Source organism: Priestia sp. FSL H7-0729, assembly GCF_038005685.1.
Lineage (GTDB): Bacteria > Bacillota > Bacilli > Paenibacillales > Paenibacillaceae > Paenibacillus.
The window spans coordinates 107,066-127,671 of record NZ_JBBOTQ010000012.1; the positions used below are offsets into that span (position 1 = coordinate 107,066).

Sequence of the window (20,606 nt, forward strand, 5' to 3'; positions counted from 1 at the left end):
GTCCGCGTTTATGAAGCATCCCCACAGGTATTGATTCGGTTTACATATAAAAGTTCGTTCACATGATGTTCTTCGAATCGGTCTAGCAGAGCGTCCAAACCATATTCTAGCTTGTGCTCAAGCTCCTCTATGTAAATGGGGATTATTGCATAGAAGTGCACAGTCTGTCCATCTTTCATGTCGAGCGTCAGGAAATCCTCATCGGTCTCAAGTGGAGGCAACACGATGAAGGCACACATGTCTGTGTTATTGGAAAATGGCATTGCCGGATCACCATTCGGCACCGTATGCCCCCAACTTAGCCAGGTATCGTAGTCATGCGGCAAGCGAGCCATCGTTTTTAACCAGCGTATTGGCCAGTAGTTGTCCACCTGCTCCAGTTCCTCCTCTAATAGAGGCCAATCCGGTGGCAAACAAATCATCAGCTCTGCGTACTTATAGTCCTGTGCATCTTCAGGCGTGTTCATAGGTAAGGCGCTCATGCCGGTGGTGTACAATGTGTAAAAATTGCGCTCTGGTGTTGGACGAATCACATGAACATCGATATGGACCTTATCCGACAGCAACTCATGGAACACAGACTCGGCTTCGCCGAGATATTGGTCAGCATGGTTCTCGATTTGCTCCAGCCATTCGTCTTTTGCATAAGAAGTAGACTGCCACTCACGATTCCTATCTTTATGACGAAGGATAGGAACGCCGGAGGGTGAATATTCGGATGGTTTGGACATGCTTACAGCTCCCTTGCACAGTATAATGTACTTGCTGTTTCATCTTAACATATCATGTGAATTGAAGTCCGAACCTCGTTCTATGGTATGATATTTGCATCTTCAAAAGTTCGATTGAAGGGGCATAGCGTATGAATCAGAGCATACAACAGTTTAAAGCGGATTTTTTCAAAGCGTTGGCGCACCCGATGCGGATTCAGATTCTGGAGCTGCTGAGTGAAGGAGCCAAGAACGTGAATGAACTGCAAAGCATTCTGGGATCGGAAGGCTCTGCCGTTTCACAGCAACTGGCTGTACTGCGCAGCAAAAACGTTGTCCAGGGAATCAAAGAAGGGACAACTGTTACATATTCGTTGCGTGATCCGCTGATTAAGGACCTGCTGGCAGTGACCAAACAGATTTTTGACAATCATCTGGTTGATGCCATCACCATGCTGGAAGATATTCGTAAAGAGTCCTGACACAAGAAACAAGAGCAACGGGGTGTAATGACCGGAGGTTCTTGTTTTTTGTGTTGGTTTCCTGCTGGAATTGTGCGCAATCCGATTGACAGGAGGGGTGCAGGGGAGTAGTCTTTTGATTATATTCAAATATTCAAATATATAAAGAAAAGAAGGTTTTTGTACATGAGATGGATGGGGAGATATGCAGGTTACAATGCTGCTGCTTTTCGCAAGGATCTGTTATCGGGGCTGATTGTTGGTATCATTGCGATTCCACTCGGTATGGCCTTTGCCATCGCTTCCGGGGTCAAACCGGAGTATGGATTATATACCACAGTAATCGCAGGGATTCTCATTTCCTTGCTCGGTGGGTCCAAGTTCCAGATTGGCGGGCCAACGGGGGCATTTATTCCGATCCTCTTCGCCATAGTGATGCAATATGGATATGAGAATCTGCTGATCGCCGGAATGATGGCCGGTTTGATGCTTGTACTTATGGGCGTATTCAAGCTTGGGGCGCTCATTAAGTTTATTCCTAGGCCAGTGACGATCGGTTTCACAGCAGGGATCGCCGTCATTATTTTTAGCGGACAAATTACGAATTTCCTGGGACTTCGCGGCATCGAGAAGCATGAGGATTTTTGGTCCAATATGAAAGAAATCGGGATGCACATCTCGACCATTAATATATACAGTGTGCTTACAGCTGGAGTCTGTCTGGCTGTTCTTCTGCTTGTGCCCAAGTTTGCACCAAAGCTGCCTGCATCACTTGTGGGGCTGGTTCTTTCCACGGTAGTCGCAGCTTTCTTTTTTGAAGGGCAGGTGGCTACGATCGGTTCGTCCTTTGGCGCCATACCTAATGCCTTGCCTCAGTTTCATGTGCCTGAGATGACTTGGGGGCGTATCGTGAACTTGTTGCAACCCGCTTTTGTAATAGCGATGCTGGGTGGAATTGAATCGTTATTGTCTGCTGTTGTTGCTGATGGCATGACCGGAAGCCGACATAACAGCAATCGGGAGTTGATTGGGCAGGGGATTGCTAATATCGTGACGCCGCTATTCGGGGGGATTCCTGCAACAGGAGCGATTGCACGTACGGCAACGAATATCAAATCCGGCGCAGTATCGCCATGGTCTGGCGTGATTCACGGTGTAGTGGTACTGCTGGTACTTGTTCTCTTTGCGCCATATGCATCCCACATTCCTCTTGCCAGTATGGCTCCCGTTCTGATGCTGGTGGCTTGGAACATGAGTGAACGGAGATCCTTCATGCATGTCATGAAAACCAAAACGAGCGATTCACTCGTTCTGCTCATTACCTTTTTGCTTACTGTATTTACAAGTTTAACGACGGCTGTAGAGGTTGGGTTGATTCTGGCTGTCCTTTTATTTGTGAAGCGGATGAGTGAGATGTTGAAGGTTGCCAAAGTACTGCCCGATCCCGAGCATAAACATGAGAAAGTCATGGCCCACATGGTTCGGGAAGGACATGACTGCCCGCAGATCAGCTTATATACGATTGAAGGACCTTTATTTTTTGGTGCGGCAGATATGTTCGAAAAGTCGGTCATGGATTCGATTCATGGGCGACCGGGTATTTTGCTGTTGCGCATGGGTAAGGTACCTTTTATGGATACGACAGGTGAATCCAACCTGGCGAGTTTAATCAAGCATTTTGAACGATCGGGCGGGATTGTATTGTTATCGGGCATACAGGAGCAGCCACTTGAGATGTTGAAACGAACGGGTCTGTTAGAGCGTTTAAATCCTGCACATCGGTTTGAACATACTGGAGAAGCCATTAGTTATGCGTTACAGCATTTGAACGAGGAGAAGTGTAAGGGGTGCAAACATTTTGCCTTTCGTGAATGTGCGGCATTGTCGAGCGCTGGAACCGATCCAGAGCGTAATAGCCTGCTGAAATCCGGGAAGCGGGTCAATGCAAGCAGTTCTGTATAATCCACGCAAGAGAGAGGGAACTTTGGAAATCCAACGTTGATGCACCAACCCGTTTGAAATATATATTCTGGAAAATTAATGAAAAATAGACTATGTTATAAGTTGATAGGTGAATACGGTTACATCGTTCATCAGATGAGAAATAATCATATAAACTGAAGGAGTATACATATGTCCATTCAACCGACTGCTTTACGTTCAGTGCTTAACCCCAGGTATCTGGAGTCTGCATTGAGCAATCAGTATGACATTGGAACATGGGAAGGATGTTTGTTTTGGCTTAGAGGATTGAATGATACCTACCGAGTTCGCACGTCCAGTGGGATGTATATTCTTCGTATCTACCGCACTGAAATTTCGGAGGCAGATGTTCAGTATGAGCTATCGTTATTAGCTCAACTGAAGAACGTTCTAACTTCTGCGGAACACACCGACATTGGAGAATATATTCAGAAGAAAGATGACACTGGATATACGGTGCTGGAGGCGGCAGAAGGCAAGCGGGTTGCTGTGATGTTTCGGTATATTGAGGGTACGGAGAACAACTTGGAGGATGAGGAGTCTTGTTACGTCTTTGGTCAATCTGCCGCTGAATTGCATAAGGCTATGGATCAGGTGAACGTGGAGCTGCCGCGATATGAGCTTGATCTAAAATTTCTCATCGACGAACCCCTAGAGCGTATCATCCAGTATATCGGTGAGAACCATGAAGCAGCAGCATTCCTCCATACGTTTGCCACAACGTTAAAAGAACGCATCGTTGCGATCTCCAGACAAGACCTGGACTTTGGTCTGTGCCATGGCGATATGCATGGGAATAACAATGTGTTTCAACAGAAGCATCAGTTCATCCATTATGACTTTGAATGGGCAGCCAAAAGCTGGCGTGCGTATGATCTGGCTCAAGTGAAAATTCGGAAACGGCAGTCGGGTGATTCGGAGCAGAAACAAAGACTCTGGGATTCGTTGATGAAAGGATACCGGTCGGTTCGGAAGTTTACGGATGCAGACGAACAGGCGGTTGATCTCTTTATTATCGCTCGCCGGTTCTGGGTGATGGGTCTGGATGTTGCTTTTATCGAGAGTGATATGGGTGCGCTGGATTATGGCGAGGATTGGCTGAATGATTTTCTGGAAGAGTTCCGGGACACGGGGATAGTGTAATAGTTATGAAGGGAATGTATTCAAATCTAAGTGTGAAAATACAACGGAGAGGCTCATCTGCATATGCAGATGAGTCTCTTTTTTTGCTATTAAACTCAGTGATACAAGAAAGTATGAGTGGATAAAATATTTATCTATATAATTTTTCGTAAAAAACCAAAGAATTTAGCTATATTGTGACGATTGTATTAAATATATGTATCTTGAATCATTTGGAGGTTGATCAATTAATTGATGATGAAGGCGGGCTCTCACTTTGGAATAAGAAAGGGATGGATGACTATTAACCGTTCAGTGAATTTGTATAAGAGAGTTTCAGTCGCGCTTTTGTGTTTCATTTTAGTTGTCCCTAATGGTTTTTTTGGAATTCCGTGGATGGGAGTTGCGTCGGCAGCAGGCGCAGCTACCGTAACGTTTAAATCAACAGATAGCAGTGCCTGGGCAGACGGCATCGCTGAAGATGGCGATGGTGAATCCGATGATATCCCGAATAGAGTTTATCAGTTTTATAATATTACTGACACAAGTGGAACCAAGATGAACGAACCCCTTCTGTTACTAACCGATGCTGGTTTCCCATTTCTCACCGCTAATAATGTACAGCTGACGAATGACGGCTGGAAAGGTATGGGTATCCAAAAAAATGATTCTTCTAAATTCCAAATTAATGGACTTTACTATTCCAATTGGGGTGACGGTACAATCAATCTGGTCATTGAAGGATATCGCGATGGAGTTAAGGTTGCGACTCATCCGTTCATCAATGATGATGTAGTGAACAACTACAATTCTAAGCGAGTTACTTTAGGTACAGATTTTGATAATGTGGACAAAGTTCTTCTATATTCAACGGATAAGGACAGCTGGCCTGGAATTAATGATATTATCCTTGATGATCCTGTGGTCAATGCAGCAGCGCCAACGATTAATACACAGCCGACGAACCAAAGCACTAACGTAGGCGCAACCAGCCCAACACTGAGTGTAGGGGCAAGCGCTGGTGATGGCGGAACATTGAGCTACCAATGGTACAGCAATGCGACCAACAGCAATACAGGTGGTACCCCAGTCAGCGGAGCAACGAGTTCCAGTTTTGCAGCGCCCACGATAAGTGTGGGAACAACCTACTATTATGCAGTGGTCACAAACACCAACAACAGCGTCAATGGTAGCAAAACAACGACAACTGCCAGTAACGCGGCTCAGGTTATAGTCAATGCGCTAGTGAACGCAGCAGTGCCAACAATTAACACACAGCCGACGAATCAGAGCGCTGATGTTGAAGCAAGTAGCCCAACATTGAGTGTAGGAGCAAGCACTGGTGATGGTGGAACGCTAAGCTACCAATGGTACAGCAATGCGACCAACAGCAATACAGGTGGTACCCCAGTCAGCGGAGCAACGAGTTCCAGTTTTGCAGCGCCCACGACAAGTGCGGGAACAACCTACTATTATGCGGTAGTTACTAACACCAACAACAGCGTCAATGGTAGCAAAACAACGACAACTGCCAGTAACGCAGCTCAGGTTATAGTCAATGCGATAGTCAATGCGGCAGCGCCAACGATTAACACACAGCCGACGAACCAAAGCGCTGATGTGGGGGCAAGCAGTCCAACACTAAGTATCGGAGCAAGCACTGGTGATGGTGGAACGCTAAGCTACCAATGGTACAGCAATGCGACCAACAGCAATTCAGGCGGAACCCCAGTCAGCGGAGCAACGAGTTCCAGTTTTGCAGCGCCCACGACAAGTGCGGGAACAACCTACTATTATGTGGTAGTTACTAACACCAACAACAGCGTCAATGGTAGCAAAACAACGACAACTGCCAGTAACGCAACTCAGGTTCTAGTCAATGTGATAGTGAACGCAGCAGCGCCAACGATTAACACACAGCCGACGAACCAAAGCACTAACGTAGGCGCAAGCAGCCCAATACTGAGTGTAGGAGCAAGCACAAGTGATGGCGGAACGCTAAGCTACCAGTGGTATAGCAATGCTACGAATAGCAACACAGGCGGCACCCCAGTCAGCGGAGCAACAAGCTCTAGCTACACAGCGCCCACGACAAGTGCGGGAACGACCTATTATTATGTGGTGGTCACGAACACGAATAATGGTGTCAATGGCAATAAGACAACGACGACGATCACGAATACAGCTGAGGTTGAGGTAAGCTCTCTAGTGAACGCAACAGCACCAACGATCACAACACAACCGACCAACGAAACAGCTAACGAGGGAGCAAGCAGTCCAACACTGAGTGTGGGAGCAAGCACGAGTGACGCAGGAACGCTGAGCTACCAATGGTATAGCAACGCGACAAACAGTAACACAGGCGGAACGCCAGTCAGTGGAGCAACAAGTTCTGCTTATGCTGCACCCACAACAACTGCAGGAACAACCTACTATTATGCCGTAGTGACGAACACCAACAATGGTGCAAGCGGCAACAAGACAACTACAACGACGACTAATGCAGTTCAAGTGACTGTGAATGCGCTAGTGAATGCAACAGCACCAACGATCACAACACAACCGACCAACGAAACAGCTAACGAGGGAGCGAGCAGCCCGACACTAACTGTGGGAGCAAGTACCAGTGACGGTGGCACACTAAGCTATCAATGGTATAGCAATGCGACGAATAGCAATACAGGCGGCACGCCAGTTAGTGGAGCAACAGGTGCTAGTTATGCAGCGCCAACAACAAGTGCAGGAACGACCTACTATTATGCAGTGGTCACGAACACCAATAATGGTGCAAGTGGAAACAAAACTACCACAACGACGACGAATGCGGCTCAAATGACGATTCAAGCGACACTAACCTATATGGTCGAGGATATTACGAACCAGAGTGGGGCGGCTCTGATTCAAGGCTATGTGTCAGGGAGTCAAGATACGATAACTGTTACGTTAAAAAACGTCGGTACAGGTGTATTAGCTAACTTACAGACCTCATCTGGTGGGACTCATGGAGCAGACTACAACGTCTCACAACCGATATTGTCTACGCTCCTTGTTGGAGAAACGACGACTTTTACTGCCAAGATCAAGGATGGCTTACCAGCAGGTACGTATACGGCAACTATCCATGTGTCAGCAGATCAGATGGTCGATGAAACGTTCCAATTCGTACAAGCGATTAATTTGCCAGATGCTCCAGCTAATCCACAGAATCTAGTCGCAACACCTGGTAATCTCCAGGTAGATTTGAATTGGAGTATTGTACCAGGAGCTGCATATTATGATATTTATCTATCCACGGTAACTGGTCAGTTTAGTAGTACTGCGATTACAACTGTTACGGGTGGAAATTATCGTGTTGAGAATCTAACGAATGGAACGACCTATTATTTTATGGTGAAAGCAGGTGGAATTGGTGGTGTAAGTGCCGGGTCTAATGAGGTAACTGCAACACCACTAGCGGTTGCTTCAGCACCCACGGGAGTGACAGCTATTGCTGGAAATGGGCAGGCTACAGTTAGTTTCAACCCTCCAGCAGATCAAGGTGGAAGTGTAATTACGGGGTATGAAGTAACCGTCTCACCGGGAAACAGCATAGTTACTGGCGTAGGCAGCCCGATCGTCGTTACTGGATTAACGAATGGAACGAGCTACACATTTACCGTGCGGGCCATAAATGCCTCAGGAAAAAGCGAGTCTTCATTACCGTCTAATGCCACCACTCCAGTGGCTCCAACGAGTACAGAGGGCAACACCGGAAACAGTGGAGGAAGTACTGGGGGAGGCAATTCAACTCCAGCTCAGCCACCCGGGTCAGGAACTCCAGCGCCAACAACATCTGGCAGTTCGGGTGTGGACGTACTTGTTAACGGAAAAGTAGAACGAATCGGTACGTCGAAGCTTAGCGAGAGCAATGGTCGGAGTATCAATACAATTACCGTAGATTCTGCGAAACTGGATGAAAAACTGTCCACGGAAGGAGACGGTGCAACGGTTACGATTTTGCTGAATACAACATCTGACGTTGTGATTGGAGAACTTAATGGTCAGATGATCAAAAACATGGAGGATAAAAGAGCGATCTTGAAAATTCAAGCGCCTTTTGCGACCTACACGTTGCCTTCTCAGCAAATTAACATTCAAGCATTGTCCACTCAGTTAGGTCAGTCCATCGACCTGAAAGATATTCAAATTCAGATTGAAATCGCAACGCCTGGAGCCGAGATGTTGAAAATTGTTGCAGATGCAGCTGAGAAAAATGGATTTACACTGGTTGCCCCTACGCATAATTTTGAAGCACGCGGTACGTATAGAGATCAAACCATTAATATTACAAAATTCAACGTATATGTTGAACGGACAGTCGCGATCCCTGCGGGAGTCGATCCCAATCGCATTACAACGGGAGTTGTTATCGAACAGGATGGGTCTGTCAGACATGTGCCCACACAGGTCGTGGTTAATGACTCAAAATATTTCGCTAAAGTGAGCAGTTTAACCAACAGTACCTACTCCATCGTATGGAATCCTATTGAATTTCATGATGTTCAGAATCATTGGGCGAAATCTGAAGTTAACGATATGGGCTCGCGTATGGTGATGGAGGGAACAGGGGAGGGTACGTTCACACCGGAAAGAGACATCACACGTGCCGAATTCGCCATGGTATTAGTACGTGGTCTGGGACTGAAGCTGAGTTCATCAGCAGATACCTTCACCGATGTTGCAAATGATGCATTGTACAGTCAAGCAATCAGTACAGCATATGAATATCAATTGTTGGAAGGTTTTGAAGATGGAACTTTCCGCCCTGACGACAAGATTACAAGGGAACAAGCGATGACGATTATTGCAAAAGCTATGGTGTTAACGGGTCTTAAAGGGAAACTCTCTGCTACATCTGTATCGTTGGAGTTAGAGAAATATACCGATAAGTCCGAAGTTTCCACCTGGGCATACCGCGGCATGGTGGATAGTGTACAAGCAGGTATTTTTACAGGAAGAAATCAGGGCAATCTTGCTCCAAAGGCCCCGATTACAAGGGCTGAAGTGGCAGCAATTGCTAAACGTCTGCTTCAAAAATCAGGATTAATCTAATTCGCCTATACTTATTAAAAGTTCCTTGGTTGTATCCGGTAAGGATATGACCAAGGAACTTTTTTATCAATAGAAATAGAGTATGCCCCTTATTATCGAGAGTGATATGGGTACAGGATGACGGTGCGGCATTTTTATGGATGCCGATCCAACTATGATTGAGTGGATGAAGATGCGGCTGCAGCCGATGCTGCGGCAGCTGCGGTCATGGCTGCTTGTTGGGCGATGATAATATTCGTGATACTGGTTGAGACCGCTGTCGTAAGCATACCATTCCGCAGATTCTCCACATGTTGAATGGCTACCAGAGCAGACGAGAACAGGAGCAACTCCTGTTTGTCGATTGACCAGGCACCGAAGCCTTTTTGAGTCCGTAACCAGTCATTTGTTTCTGCGACTTCATCCACTAATGACTCTCTGTCCGAAGGCAGCAGAGAAAGTATCCCGAGAGAGGCTAAAGTATACGTTTTATCCATTCGGAGATTCCTTTTGCGAAAAGCTTCATTTAAAGCAATCAAACGAGCACCTGCATCCGGTGGATCATCTCCAAGAACCAGGACCTGTGTTAACGCCTGCACACTGTTTCTGGAAGAGAACTCAGGTTTTAACTCCCCGTAGAGTTGCTCCATACGGGCCACACCAGTATCCACTTCGAGATCGGAAAGTGCTAACATGGCGGCGAAAATGTAGTCATCCTGTCCAGTAAGGAAGCGATGCTCTGCTTTCATGCCATCATAAAATAATTTCGCCCGCTCCACCGTATGTTGGAATTGATCGGGTGATGCCTGAGTAGCGATCTGATAGGCGGCAATAACGAGATAATCCGACGTGCGGAATTTGATCTCTTTCATCAAGTCATAGACATGCAAGGTGTCTGCCAGTCTTGTCTCTTCATTCGTTGTAAGGGAGAGCATGGTAGCAATGCTAATGGCCGAATTACCTCTGAATGCAGAGAAGAGTTTTGTGTTTTGCTTAATCAACTCATGGCTTTGACGAATAGCTTCCCCATCGGCTGTTTTATTCTCCGCTGCATAGAGCAGGGCAGCCAGACGTTGCATCATCGCATGTTGCCATTTGAACGACTTCTTGATGATCTGGGTGTTGGTAACGAATAATTCAACACGTTCTGCATGGTGCTGCTGCATAGGCACACCTCCATATTCCCCTGTTATTCAACAATAGCCTTCCAGTTTCCTTCATTCCGTCGATGCAAATAGATTAGATGATTAGGAATATCAAATGTATTAAAGCGATTATTCCCATAGGGTAGATCAATGATCTGGAGAACCCGTTTTTAAATTCATTTCGAGGATGTTTTTCAAAAAAGAAGTGTAATACGGTATGTATGATGAAAAAGATATCCAGCACCCAAAATGTAATGGTTTGATACGAGCTAAAAAGAAGAGAGAGGATGATGGTATACATTGGCAGGTGAATCCAAGTGAAATACCTATAGGCTTTATCATCTTCCATATCTTGTAACACCATAAACAATTTCCACTCGGACCGCCTGATCGCATCCATTTCGTGAAGCAGAAAGAGAGACAGGTTAAACAAAAATAAAACCAGTAAAAAGTCAGGCATGTAGAGCCTCCTATTATTCAATTTTATAAAAGCAGGTCAATAGCGAACAAGTCACTTACAGTATTGCGACCCAAATATACAATACGTGAGTGGTCTTTTGGGCGTTCCAGTAGCCACCCTGTGGAGTCAGGGAAAAGAAAGTCACTGTCGCTTTGCTTACACAACGGTGCCGTGAATTGTTGATTGTGCTGTCTGCCATATTCATTAAGCGGTTATCCTATACCTATATGTGTAGTGAATCCGTTTCCTCACATTCCTTGTTGTATTTCTGCGGCACATCTCGTACATTTTGGTGAAGTAATTCTGCATTGCGTTAATGTGAATCTGAAAATTGAAATTACATCAGGAAGCTGTACACAAGAAAAGGGGAGAATCGTTTGGAATCAAAGCAACTATCTAGAGGGCTAAAGCCCCGCCATGTAGAGTTGATTGCACTCGGAGGTACAATCGGCGTTGGGTTGTTCATGGGATCGGCAAGTACGATCAAATGGGCAGGACCATCCGTGCTGCTGGCCTATTTACTGGCTGGTATCGTTATCTTTTTTGTCATGCGTATTATGGGGGAAATGTTGATTCAGGAGCCGGTAACCGGTTCGTTTGCTACGTTTGCTCACAAATATATTAGTCCGCTTGCCGGATTCCTGACCGCCTGGAGCTATTGGTTCCTGTGGGTTACAGTTGGTATGGCGGAAGTTACGGCGATTGGCATCTATGTCGGGTATTGGTTCCCGGATATCCCACAGTGGCTACCTGCACTTGCAGGTGTGCTCATCATTGCGGCGGCGAATCTGGCAGCCGTGAAGTTCTATGGGGAGTTTGAATTCTGGTTTGCAATGATCAAAGTGACAGCTATTGTCGCCATGATCGTGATTGGAACAGGTCTGATCTTCTTCGGATGGGGGAATGGGGGGCAGGCGATTGGTCTGTCGAATCTGTTCAGCCATGGTGGCTTCTTCCCTGGAGGCATCAAAGGTTTCCTCTTCGCGCTGTGTATTGTAACGGCAGCGTATCAGGGGGTTGAAATGGTCGGTATTACAGCAGGTGAAGCGGAGAATCCAAAATACACTTTGCGTAAAGCGATCAAAAATATCGTGTGGCGTATTCTTATTTTCTACGTAGGTGCCATATTTGTCATCGTAACCTTGTACCCGTGGAACGAGGTAGGCGAGACGGGCAGTCCGTTTGTGCTCACCTTTGCCAAAGTCGGCATCGTTGCTGCAGCCGGGATTATCAACTTTGTGGTGCTCACAGCGGCCATGTCGGGATGCAACAGCGGGATCTACAGTGCAGGACGGATGTTATACACGCTGGCTGAGAATGGGCAGGCACCTGCCTTTTTCAAAAAGCTGTCCAAAGGCGGGGTTCCCCGCAACAGTATCGTCATTACGATCTCATTGTTACTGATTGGTGTTGTGCTAAACTACCTGATGCCGGATTCCAAGCTGTTCCTGTACATCTACAGCGCAAGTGTTCTTCCGGGTATGGTTCCATGGTTCGCACTGGCGTTCAGCCAGTTCCGATTCAGAAAGCGTTGGAGCAACGAGATGGCAGATCATAACTTCAAGTCCAAATGGTTCCCGATCAGCAATTACATCATTATTGTGTATCTGATCCTCGTCATTATCGGTATGGCGTTTAACCCGGATACGCGCTTGCCTCTGGTTGTTGGAGCTACTTTTATGGCCATCGTGGTGGCTGGATATTTCGCATTTGGTATTGGAAAAAAACAGCGGATAGATGGCGGGGAAGATCGCTAGTTTCGTATTCCAGAGTCAATTTTATAGCGTGATTTTATACATGCATTCCTTGAAACGATTGGAGAACCTGCGGGTGATTCAGCGTCATTCAGGGAGTGCATTTTTTTGATCCGCGAAATCACAGTTGCCAACGAAAATGGGGCAGGTCCAGTTTAAATTTTGCCAATCTCGGTTACAAAGAAAAGAGTGAAACATTTATGAAAACAACTTCTGTGATTGTAGTGATCACTATAAATAACCGAGGAGGAATTGAACATGGCGAATCAAGACCAGCACACCATGCAAGATCCAACAACACAATATCCGAAGGCTACACCGGATTGGAAACAGCAACAGGATGAGCCGGGACTTCAGCGTGAGATGACTCCTGTTCCTGATGCGGGTGAGAAAAGTTATAAAGGTAGCGGACGTTTAACGGGACGCAAAGCAGTTGTGACCGGAGCCGATAGCGGAATTGGCCGAGCGGCTGCGATTGCGTTTGCCCGGGAAGGGGCAGATGTCGTTCTGGCATATCTGCCGGAAGAGGAAGCAGATGCGCAGGAAGTTGTGAAGCTGATCGAGGAAGCCGGACGCAAAGCGATCACGATGCCAGGTGACCTGAAGGATGAGAAATACTGTGAAGAACTCATTGAATCTGCGGTAAAAGAGCTTGGCGGGATTGATATCCTTGCGAACGTAGCAGGTAAACAGCAGTTTGTGGAGCAGATTGCGGATCTGACTACTGAGCAATTCGATGCGACGTTCAAAACAAATGTCTATTCCATGTTCTGGCTCTGCAAAGCAGCTGTGAAACACATGAAACCGGGCAGCTCCATTATTAACACATCATCGATTCAGGCGTACAAACCTTCGCCAATCCTGCTGGATTATGCAACAACGAAGGCAGCGATTAACACGTTCAGCAAAGCGCTGGCGCAACAGGTGGGTAGCAAAGGGATTCGTGTCAATGTGGTTGCACCAGGACCGGTATGGACACCGCTGCAAGTCGTGGGTGGACAACCCGTCGAGAAATTGGCCGAGTTTGGTTCCAATACACCGCTAGGTCGTGCAGGACAGCCTGCCGAGATGGCTCCTGCATTTGTGTTCCTGGCAAGCCAGGAATCCAGCTATGTGAGCGGCGAAACATTGAATGCGAATGGCGGTACGGTTAGTCCGTAAATCGTCGTAGGTAAACCGATTTTTCAATCAGAGGGTATGGTCTCCATATTGGGGGCGGTATCCTCTTTTTTGTCGTTAAGATGAGAGCAAGAATATATTTTCATATATGAAAGCGTTCTTATTTAAAATGGTAAAAGTACATGGTAATATATTCAAGAACATAGTCTTCGCTCCCAGCTCCGAGAGTACGTTGCTTATACAATGATTCTGTTCAGATCAATACACTATGCCTAGGAATCGAAGGAGGAATTCTGTAATGGCTAAGAATGTACTTAAACTAGGTGACCCTGTCATAAGCACGTACACATCATATGGGACATTAACATCCGTTATGCACGAAGATTTATGGCCATGGATTTTCAATAACTTTATACAAATCAGGTATGCACATGGATGGGGAATTTTTTCGTTTGATTCTCATCAGTTCCTACTAAGCACCTGTCCGGGAATTTCCTTTTACAACCTGCCACAAGAAATTGTAATTAGCAAATGGGGAACATCACTTAAGCAAGTGATTACGGAAGCGATAGATATGGGATATTATCTATATATTTATGCAGATCGATACTATATTGAATGTACTGACTATTATCAAAAAGAACATCTCATGCATGAATTATTGGTGTACGGGTATGATCTCGATCAAAATGTGATACACATTGCGGATAATCTAAGCGATGGTAAATTCATACAATCTGTATGTAGTCTGGATGAACTTGAGAAGGGCTACTGGACAATGTCTAATGAGTACAGTTTTTGGACAGAAATGAGATTTCTCAAGCCGATACCGGATATCAATTATTCAATTCATGTAGAGCAGATTATAAAAGCGATGGAAAACTACCTTAACTCAAGCGAGACCTATGACTTGGTGAGAGATCAGAAATACGATTTTGGAATGCAAGCCATTCAACGCATCTTTACCGATATTGAGCAGGCAGCCCTAGTTGGAGAAGAATTGGATTCACGGGTCTTTCATCTCTTATATGAACATAAGCTGCTTATGGAGTTGCGTTTATCTTACTTAATGGAGAAATCAATCATTGAGCCAGATGCAACCTTTATGGAATTAAGCACCGGTCTGAAACAGGACTATTTTAAATTGAGAAATATAGTTCTGAAATACAATATAACGCGTGATACAAGTAAACTAAGTAAAATTAGTGAGAGGTTACAAGAGAATCTCATGAAAGAAAAAGCATTTATTTCTTCTTTTATTACCAGATTGCAACAGGTTAAATCACTGGTTTGAAGCATCCAATAACAGACCAAAAATCCCCTTTGCTTGTAGTAAAGCAAAGGGGATTTTTGTGTAATAATAAAGTTACTTCTGATCTGGTTTCGGGTCCAGTAGAACAATAGAACAGATGTAATTCCGTAGCAAGGGGACCATGTTAAAATACAAGAATTACTACATATTTATATATAATCGGATATTTTGAATAGATTGGAGTGGCTCAGATGACAGTAGAACAGATTGTCAGATCCTTTTTTGAAGAGGTACGATCAGGTCGGAATCCGGATTATGCAAGCAGCGTTATGGCAGAACAGGTACTTGCCCATCAAGTGATATCTGAAGAAGAAGTCACGGTGACTCGAACGCCTTCCGATTATGCGGCTCATGTGCGGGAGATGATCGAAGCTTACGGGGAGTTCTCACTTGAAATCCAGGAGTTGCTGACGCAAGGGGATAAAGTCTACGTGCGCTGGAGACAAACAGGTACCCATGTTGGAGACGTGGACGGATATACACCAACGAATTTGCCAGTGATCGAAATTGCAAGTGCGGTATACCGGTTGGCAAACGAACGTATTGCAGAATATTGGATTCAGATTGACAGGTTGGGCATCGAAAAACAATTGGAACGGAATCGGAGCTGATTTTTCAGCTCTTTTTTAGTTTTTGATTTCTGTAAGCGTTCTCGTGTTATAATGGACCAAGTTGTATACAAGTTACCTAAAACGTTTTCTGTTTTTAACTCCATAATCTGAAAGCGAGGATCAGAGATGATTAAAGCAACGGAAGATAATCAATATGTTGAACTGACAAGCCCGACAAGTTTACCGAAGGCATCCGGATTTCTTTGGAATGAAAAGATGATGATTCATGTGAATTGCCGGGGGTACGCTGTCGCCCAATTTATGCAGCCTGAACCTGCCAAATATTCTTACGCGCCCAACCTGGAAGCGAAGACTTTCATGCAACCGGAGCAGCCATACTATGCCCACCATCCGGGACGGTTTGTTTACATTAAAGATGAAGTCAGTGACGAGATCTTCTCAGCCCCGTATGAGCCGGTTCGTAAGCAGGCGGATAGCTATACGTTCGCTGTAGGCAAACATGATATTCACTGGAAAGTGATTCAGGACGACATTTGTATCGAGATGTCCCTGCGTCTGCCGAAGGAAGATGTCATGGAGCTGTGGCGTGTGAAGGTAACCAATCTTTCTTCGAGAAAACGCAAGCTGAGTATCTACCCGTATTATACGGTCGGTTATATGTCATGGATGAACCAGTCCGGTTCATATGTGGAAGAGTTACAGGGCATTGTCTGCTCGGCGGTTACGCCGTATCAGAAATATCAGGATTATAGCAAAATCAAAACCTACAGTGACAAAACCTATCTGCTTGCAGATCATCAACCGACCGCGTGGGAAGTGAATCAAGAGAGTTTTGAAGGCGAAGGCGGACTTCATAATCCCTCCGCCCTTCAGTCAGAGACACTGGCTGGTGGAGATGCGCGTTATGAGACACCTGTGGCTGTATTGCAATACAGAGTAGAACTGGAAGCTGGTGCTGATCAGGCCTACCGATTTATCTTTGGAGCGGCCCATGATGAGGCAGAGATTGAGGGCATCCGTCAGCATTATTTTGTGAAGCAGAATGAGGAAGGACAGGATGGTTATACGGCTGCCGAGCAGGAATATGCGGCTTATGTTGCGGAAGGGCAGGGGAACATCCAGATCCAGACACCGGATAGCTGGCTGGATAATGTCGTGAATCACTGGCTGCCTCGGCAGATGTATTATCACGGGAAAACAAACCGTCTGTCGACCGATCCACAGACCCGGAATTATCTGCAGGATAATATGGGGATGAGTTATATTCAACCGCAGATTGCGCGGGCTGCGTTCTTGACTGCATTGTCACAACAGCATATTAGCGGGGCCATGCCGGACGGCATTATTTTGCACCCGGACGCAGAATTGAAATATATTAACCAGATTCCTCATACCGATCATTGTATCTGGCTTCCGGTCTGTATGAAGACTTATCTGGATGAAACGAATGACTATAGTATTCTGGAGGAACAGGTTTCTTTTACAGACAGTGAACAGAAGCTTACCGTACTGGAACATATGAATCTCGCGATGCGTTGGTTGATCCATGAGCGTGATGCGCGTGGGTTGAACTATATCAATCAGGGTGACTGGTGTGATCCGATGAACATGGTGGGATACAAAGGCAAAGGCGTATCCGGCTGGCTGACCATTGCGACGGCATATGCTTTTAATGTTTGGGCAGAAATTGCTGAACAGGCAGGGCATGCCGAGGTAGCAGCGGAATTCCGTCAGGAAGCCAAGCAGACGAATGAGGTAGCGAATGAGTACCTGTGGGATGGGGACTGGTATGCCAGAGGCATTACGGATGATAATGTAGTGTTCGGTGTGAGCAAGGACGTGGAAGGACGCATCTATATCAATCCTCAGAGCTGGGCACTCATGAGCGGTGCTGCCGATCAGGAGAAACAGGAGAAGTTAATCCGCGCGGTAGAGGAGCAATTGGAGACGCCATATGGTGTCGAGAAGCTCGCGCCTTCTTTCACAGCGATGCGGGAAGATGTAGGCCGTGTCACGCAGAAGCATCCCGGAAGCGCAGAGAATGGTGCAGTGTACAACCACGCGGCAGCTTTCTATATTTATGCGTTGTACCTGGTGGGTGAGAAGGAGAAGGCGTATCGTCTGCTGCGTAAAATGATTCCGGGGCCCAATGCCGAGGATATTCTCCAACGGGGTCAACTACCGATATTTATCCCGAATTATTATCGCGGAGCTTATCGTCAATTCCCGCGTACAGCGGGGCGCTCCAGTCATCTGTTCAACACCGGCACAGTGCCTTGGGTGTATCGCTGCCTGATCGACGGATTGTTTGGACTGCAAGGTCATGCACAAGGACTTCAAGTGCGTCCGCAGTTACCAGAAGATTGGAACGAGGCGTCGGTTACACGTTTGTTCCGCGGGGCTGAGCTGCATGTAAACATGAAGAAGGATGCATCTGTCCAGACAATTGAGGTGCATGTTGACGGCCAACGGATTGAAGGCGAAATCATCAAGAATATACAAGCCGGCGTGAAATATGAGGTGCTGGTGAAGCTGCCTTTGTAGAAAAGAGTACGGAGTACTGCTGAACGATGTGAAGAGTTGTGAACGATTACGAAGCCGAATTAAAAACTGCCTTTCCTTTATAAGAGGAGGGCAGTTTTGGGTTTCAGCATGGTCAGGACTCATTCCATTCTTTGACTCTGTACCAATAGCTATATATTTCCGAATAACCCAGCTTGGCGTAAAGCTTCAAGGCAGGTGCATTATTCGCAACCACTTGCAGGTAACTGGAGGTAGCGCCATTCTTTTTTGCCCAATGGAGGAGATGAAGGATCATCTGTTCAGCAAGTCCCTGATTCCGAAAGTCAGCGTCTGTAATGATATCATGCAACCCAACATAGCCCCGTTCGATTACACCAAATCCACAAGCGACGACTTGGCCGTCCAGGAACAGCGAGATGAAACCTGTCTTTGTGCGAATATTGTTCAACATAAGTTTCGTCGTGTCCCGTTGCAGATCATTCACCTTGTTCAGTCGGCAAAAGTGATCCAGCCACGCTGTGGTCAACTGTTCGTCAATCTGTACATCTTGGTGCACAGGCTCTTTGATTTCTTCCAGACTCCGAGTCTGGATACGGGTCAGATCGACAATGTCATACCCTTTGTCTTGCAAAAGCTGGTCGAGATGACCCGGTTGAATAAACGGTGTGATTTTGAATATGGTATTTAACTGATTGGAAGCATAGATTCGCTCACATTCCTCAATCTTCTCATGCACATCCAGCGTGGAGTAGTGGATAGGTTGAACGGAGTTGGCACGTTTGGTATATCCTTTGGCAAAACGCAGTACCCAGCCGTCATATAACAAGGTAGACAAGGGCTGCCAGTGGTTAAGAGATATCTCCTCAATGGTTTTGTGTTCTGCATCCGTTGTATGCGTCATATTCAACCTCCGATTTTATAATTTAATAATAATACATAATAATGTATAAAAATACAATACGAATACATATATCGCCCAACAGTATGCATTTTAGTCGGATATGGTATACAATTTGATTTGGTTGAAAGAATAACTTCAGAAGTGGAGCGCGTTATGTTAAACATAGAATTAAATAATCACAGTATTAACTGTCATATCGAATACGGCAAACGCAAGAAAGTTTCCATCACGATGGACTTGCCTTATATGGTAACGATCAAAGCACCCAATGGTACCAGTGAAGACATGATCCGGCAACTTGTGGAGCAGCATGGAGATGTGATTTTGAAGAAATCCGCTCTGATGCAGCGCGCGCTGGAAGGTCCTCAAGCGAAGGAATACGAAGACGAAGGGAGAGGGAAGTTTTTGCTTTTTGGCAAGGAACATGCACTGCATGAATTAATCCCTGTAGAGGGGCTTACAGAAGAAGAGTTGCGAGCGAATCTGAAGAAGTTTTATTTTGCCGAGTGTAAACGAATGATTGGGGAGCGTATCGGTCGCTACCAGCAAGAGTTGAAGGTGAAGCCGAAGTCAGTAGAGATCGTAGATTCTCCCACCAAGTGGGGCAGTTGCAGCTGGGACAAAAAAATTACGTTCAATTATCGCCTGGCGATGGCGCCACTGGAAGTGATGGATTATGTCATCATTCATGAACTTTGCCATATTCACCACATGAATCATGACCGCTCTTTCTGGCGGCGGATCGGCAGCATCATGCCGGATTACAAAACAAAAGAAGATTATCTGATGCGCAATGGTCGAGCTATGACGTTGTAATTTCAGACTTCATCGTACATTTCAATTTGCATGAAAATAGCTGTTCCTCTTGTCGATTTGAAGTACAATATAAGCAAATATATCCATACCACGAATGCATTCATGTGCCCGTGGTGGAAGGAGTCCCCGATGGCTGAGAGTAACCATTATTCTGTGCTGGTAGATGAATATATCTCGGAGTTTGAACCCGATGTACAGGTAAGATTACAGGCGTTAAGACAGATTATTCGTGATTCGGCTCCACACGCCGAAGAGAAGATCAGTTACAAGATGCCCACGTATGCACAGCATGGGAATCTGGTTCATTTTGCCGCATATCAGCATCATATTGGCTTTTACCCTGCGCCCAGTGGGATTCTGGCATTCAAGGAGGAACTATCCAAGTATAAAGGCGCCAAGGGATCTGTGCAGTTTCCGCTGGACCAACCACTGCCGGAGGATTTGATCCGCCGGATTGTGGAGTTTCGGGTGAAAGAAAATATGGAGATCGCGCTGGAAAAGAAACGCAAAAAGGAAGCATCAAAGTAATCCAAGCTTGTACCATAACCAAAGCTCATATCATAAATCTAAAAACAGTCGGATGCCTAGGCATTCCGACTGTTTTTGTGTTTGAAGTTAATAAATCGTTCGCTACTTCATTTAACTTTAGTTTATCCCA

15 protein-coding genes are annotated in these 20,606 nt (G+C 45.9%); 11 read left to right on the plus strand and 4 right to left on the minus strand.

Annotated features, from left to right (window positions below; all coding sequences use genetic code 11):
* Positions 1–8: 8 nt before the first annotated feature.
* Positions 9–731, minus strand: coding sequence for a suppressor of fused domain protein (locus MHH93_RS22495; protein ID WP_500055841.1), 723 nt, complete (start codon positions 729–731; stop codon positions 9–11).
* Between the two features lie 131 nt (positions 732–862).
* On the opposite strand from MHH93_RS22495, the gene MHH93_RS22500 reads away from it, so the two are divergent.
* The 4 genes from MHH93_RS22500 to MHH93_RS22515 all read left to right on the plus strand — a co-directional run bounded on the left by MHH93_RS22500 (position 863) and on the right by MHH93_RS22515 (position 9,367).
* Positions 863–1,192: an ArsR/SmtB family transcription factor gene (locus MHH93_RS22500; protein WP_500055842.1), complete on the plus strand. Its 330-nt coding sequence runs from the start codon at positions 863–865 to the stop codon at positions 1,190–1,192.
* Positions 1,193–1,357: 165 nt separating this feature from the next.
* Positions 1,358–3,133, plus strand: coding sequence for a SulP family inorganic anion transporter (locus MHH93_RS22505; protein WP_500055843.1), 1,776 nt, complete (start codon positions 1,358–1,360; stop codon positions 3,131–3,133).
* A gap of 171 nt (positions 3,134–3,304) precedes the next feature.
* The gene (locus MHH93_RS22510; RefSeq protein ID WP_500055844.1) at positions 3,305–4,297 is read left to right on the plus strand and encodes a phosphotransferase; all 993 of its coding nucleotides are present in this window, start codon (positions 3,305–3,307) and stop codon (positions 4,295–4,297) included.
* 375 nt (positions 4,298–4,672) lie between these two features.
* Positions 4,673–9,367 (plus strand): S-layer homology domain-containing protein, encoded by a 4,695-nt coding sequence (locus MHH93_RS22515; protein ID WP_500055845.1) that lies wholly within the window; start codon positions 4,673–4,675, stop codon positions 9,365–9,367.
* 152 nt (positions 9,368–9,519) lie between these two features.
* On the opposite strand, the gene MHH93_RS22520 is transcribed toward MHH93_RS22515, so the two are convergent.
* Entirely contained in the window at positions 9,520–10,512 is a 993-nt protein-coding gene (locus tag MHH93_RS22520) for a DUF4003 family protein (RefSeq protein WP_500055846.1), read from the minus strand.
* Positions 10,513–10,585: 73 nt separating this feature from the next.
* Positions 10,586–10,951, minus strand: coding sequence for a DUF6713 family protein (locus MHH93_RS22525; protein ID WP_500055847.1), 366 nt, complete (start codon positions 10,949–10,951; stop codon positions 10,586–10,588).
* Between the two features lie 377 nt (positions 10,952–11,328).
* Here MHH93_RS22525 and MHH93_RS22530 point away from each other — a divergent pair, with 377 nt between their 5' ends.
* The 5 genes from MHH93_RS22530 (at position 11,329) to MHH93_RS22550 (ending at position 18,252) form a co-directional block, all read left to right on the plus strand.
* Positions 11,329–12,708, plus strand: coding sequence for an amino acid permease (locus MHH93_RS22530; RefSeq protein WP_500055848.1), 1,380 nt, complete (start codon positions 11,329–11,331; stop codon positions 12,706–12,708).
* A gap of 255 nt (positions 12,709–12,963) precedes the next feature.
* The gene (locus MHH93_RS22535; RefSeq protein ID WP_500055849.1) at positions 12,964–13,866 is read left to right on the plus strand and encodes an SDR family oxidoreductase; all 903 of its coding nucleotides are present in this window, start codon (positions 12,964–12,966) and stop codon (positions 13,864–13,866) included.
* 256 nt (positions 13,867–14,122) lie between these two features.
* A complete protein-coding gene (locus MHH93_RS22540; protein ID WP_500055850.1) occupies positions 14,123–15,118 on the plus strand; it encodes a cysteine peptidase family C39 domain-containing protein in 996 nt (331 codons plus the stop codon).
* Between the two features lie 209 nt (positions 15,119–15,327).
* The gene (locus MHH93_RS22545; RefSeq protein ID WP_500055851.1) at positions 15,328–15,747 is read left to right on the plus strand and encodes an ester cyclase; all 420 of its coding nucleotides are present in this window, start codon (positions 15,328–15,330) and stop codon (positions 15,745–15,747) included.
* Positions 15,748–15,873: 126 nt separating this feature from the next.
* The gene (locus MHH93_RS22550) at positions 15,874–18,252 is read left to right on the plus strand and encodes a GH36-type glycosyl hydrolase domain-containing protein (RefSeq protein ID WP_500055852.1); all 2,379 of its coding nucleotides are present in this window, start codon (positions 15,874–15,876) and stop codon (positions 18,250–18,252) included.
* Between the two features lie 112 nt (positions 18,253–18,364).
* Here the strand turns inward: MHH93_RS22550 and MHH93_RS22555 are convergent, their stop codons facing one another.
* Entirely contained in the window at positions 18,365–19,132 is a 768-nt protein-coding gene (locus MHH93_RS22555) for a GNAT family N-acetyltransferase (protein WP_500055853.1), read from the minus strand.
* 153 nt (positions 19,133–19,285) lie between these two features.
* Here MHH93_RS22555 and MHH93_RS22560 point away from each other — a divergent pair, with 153 nt between their 5' ends.
* Together MHH93_RS22560 and MHH93_RS22565 are read left to right on the plus strand one after the other, a co-directional pair.
* On the plus strand, positions 19,286–19,948 hold the full coding sequence (locus tag MHH93_RS22560; RefSeq protein WP_500055854.1) for a M48 family metallopeptidase: 663 nt from the start codon (positions 19,286–19,288) through the stop codon (positions 19,946–19,948).
* 129 nt (positions 19,949–20,077) lie between these two features.
* Positions 20,078–20,476, plus strand: a complete 399-nt coding sequence (locus MHH93_RS22565) for an iron chaperone (RefSeq protein WP_500055855.1) — start codon at positions 20,078–20,080, stop codon at positions 20,474–20,476.
* Positions 20,477–20,606 lie beyond the last annotated feature (130 nt).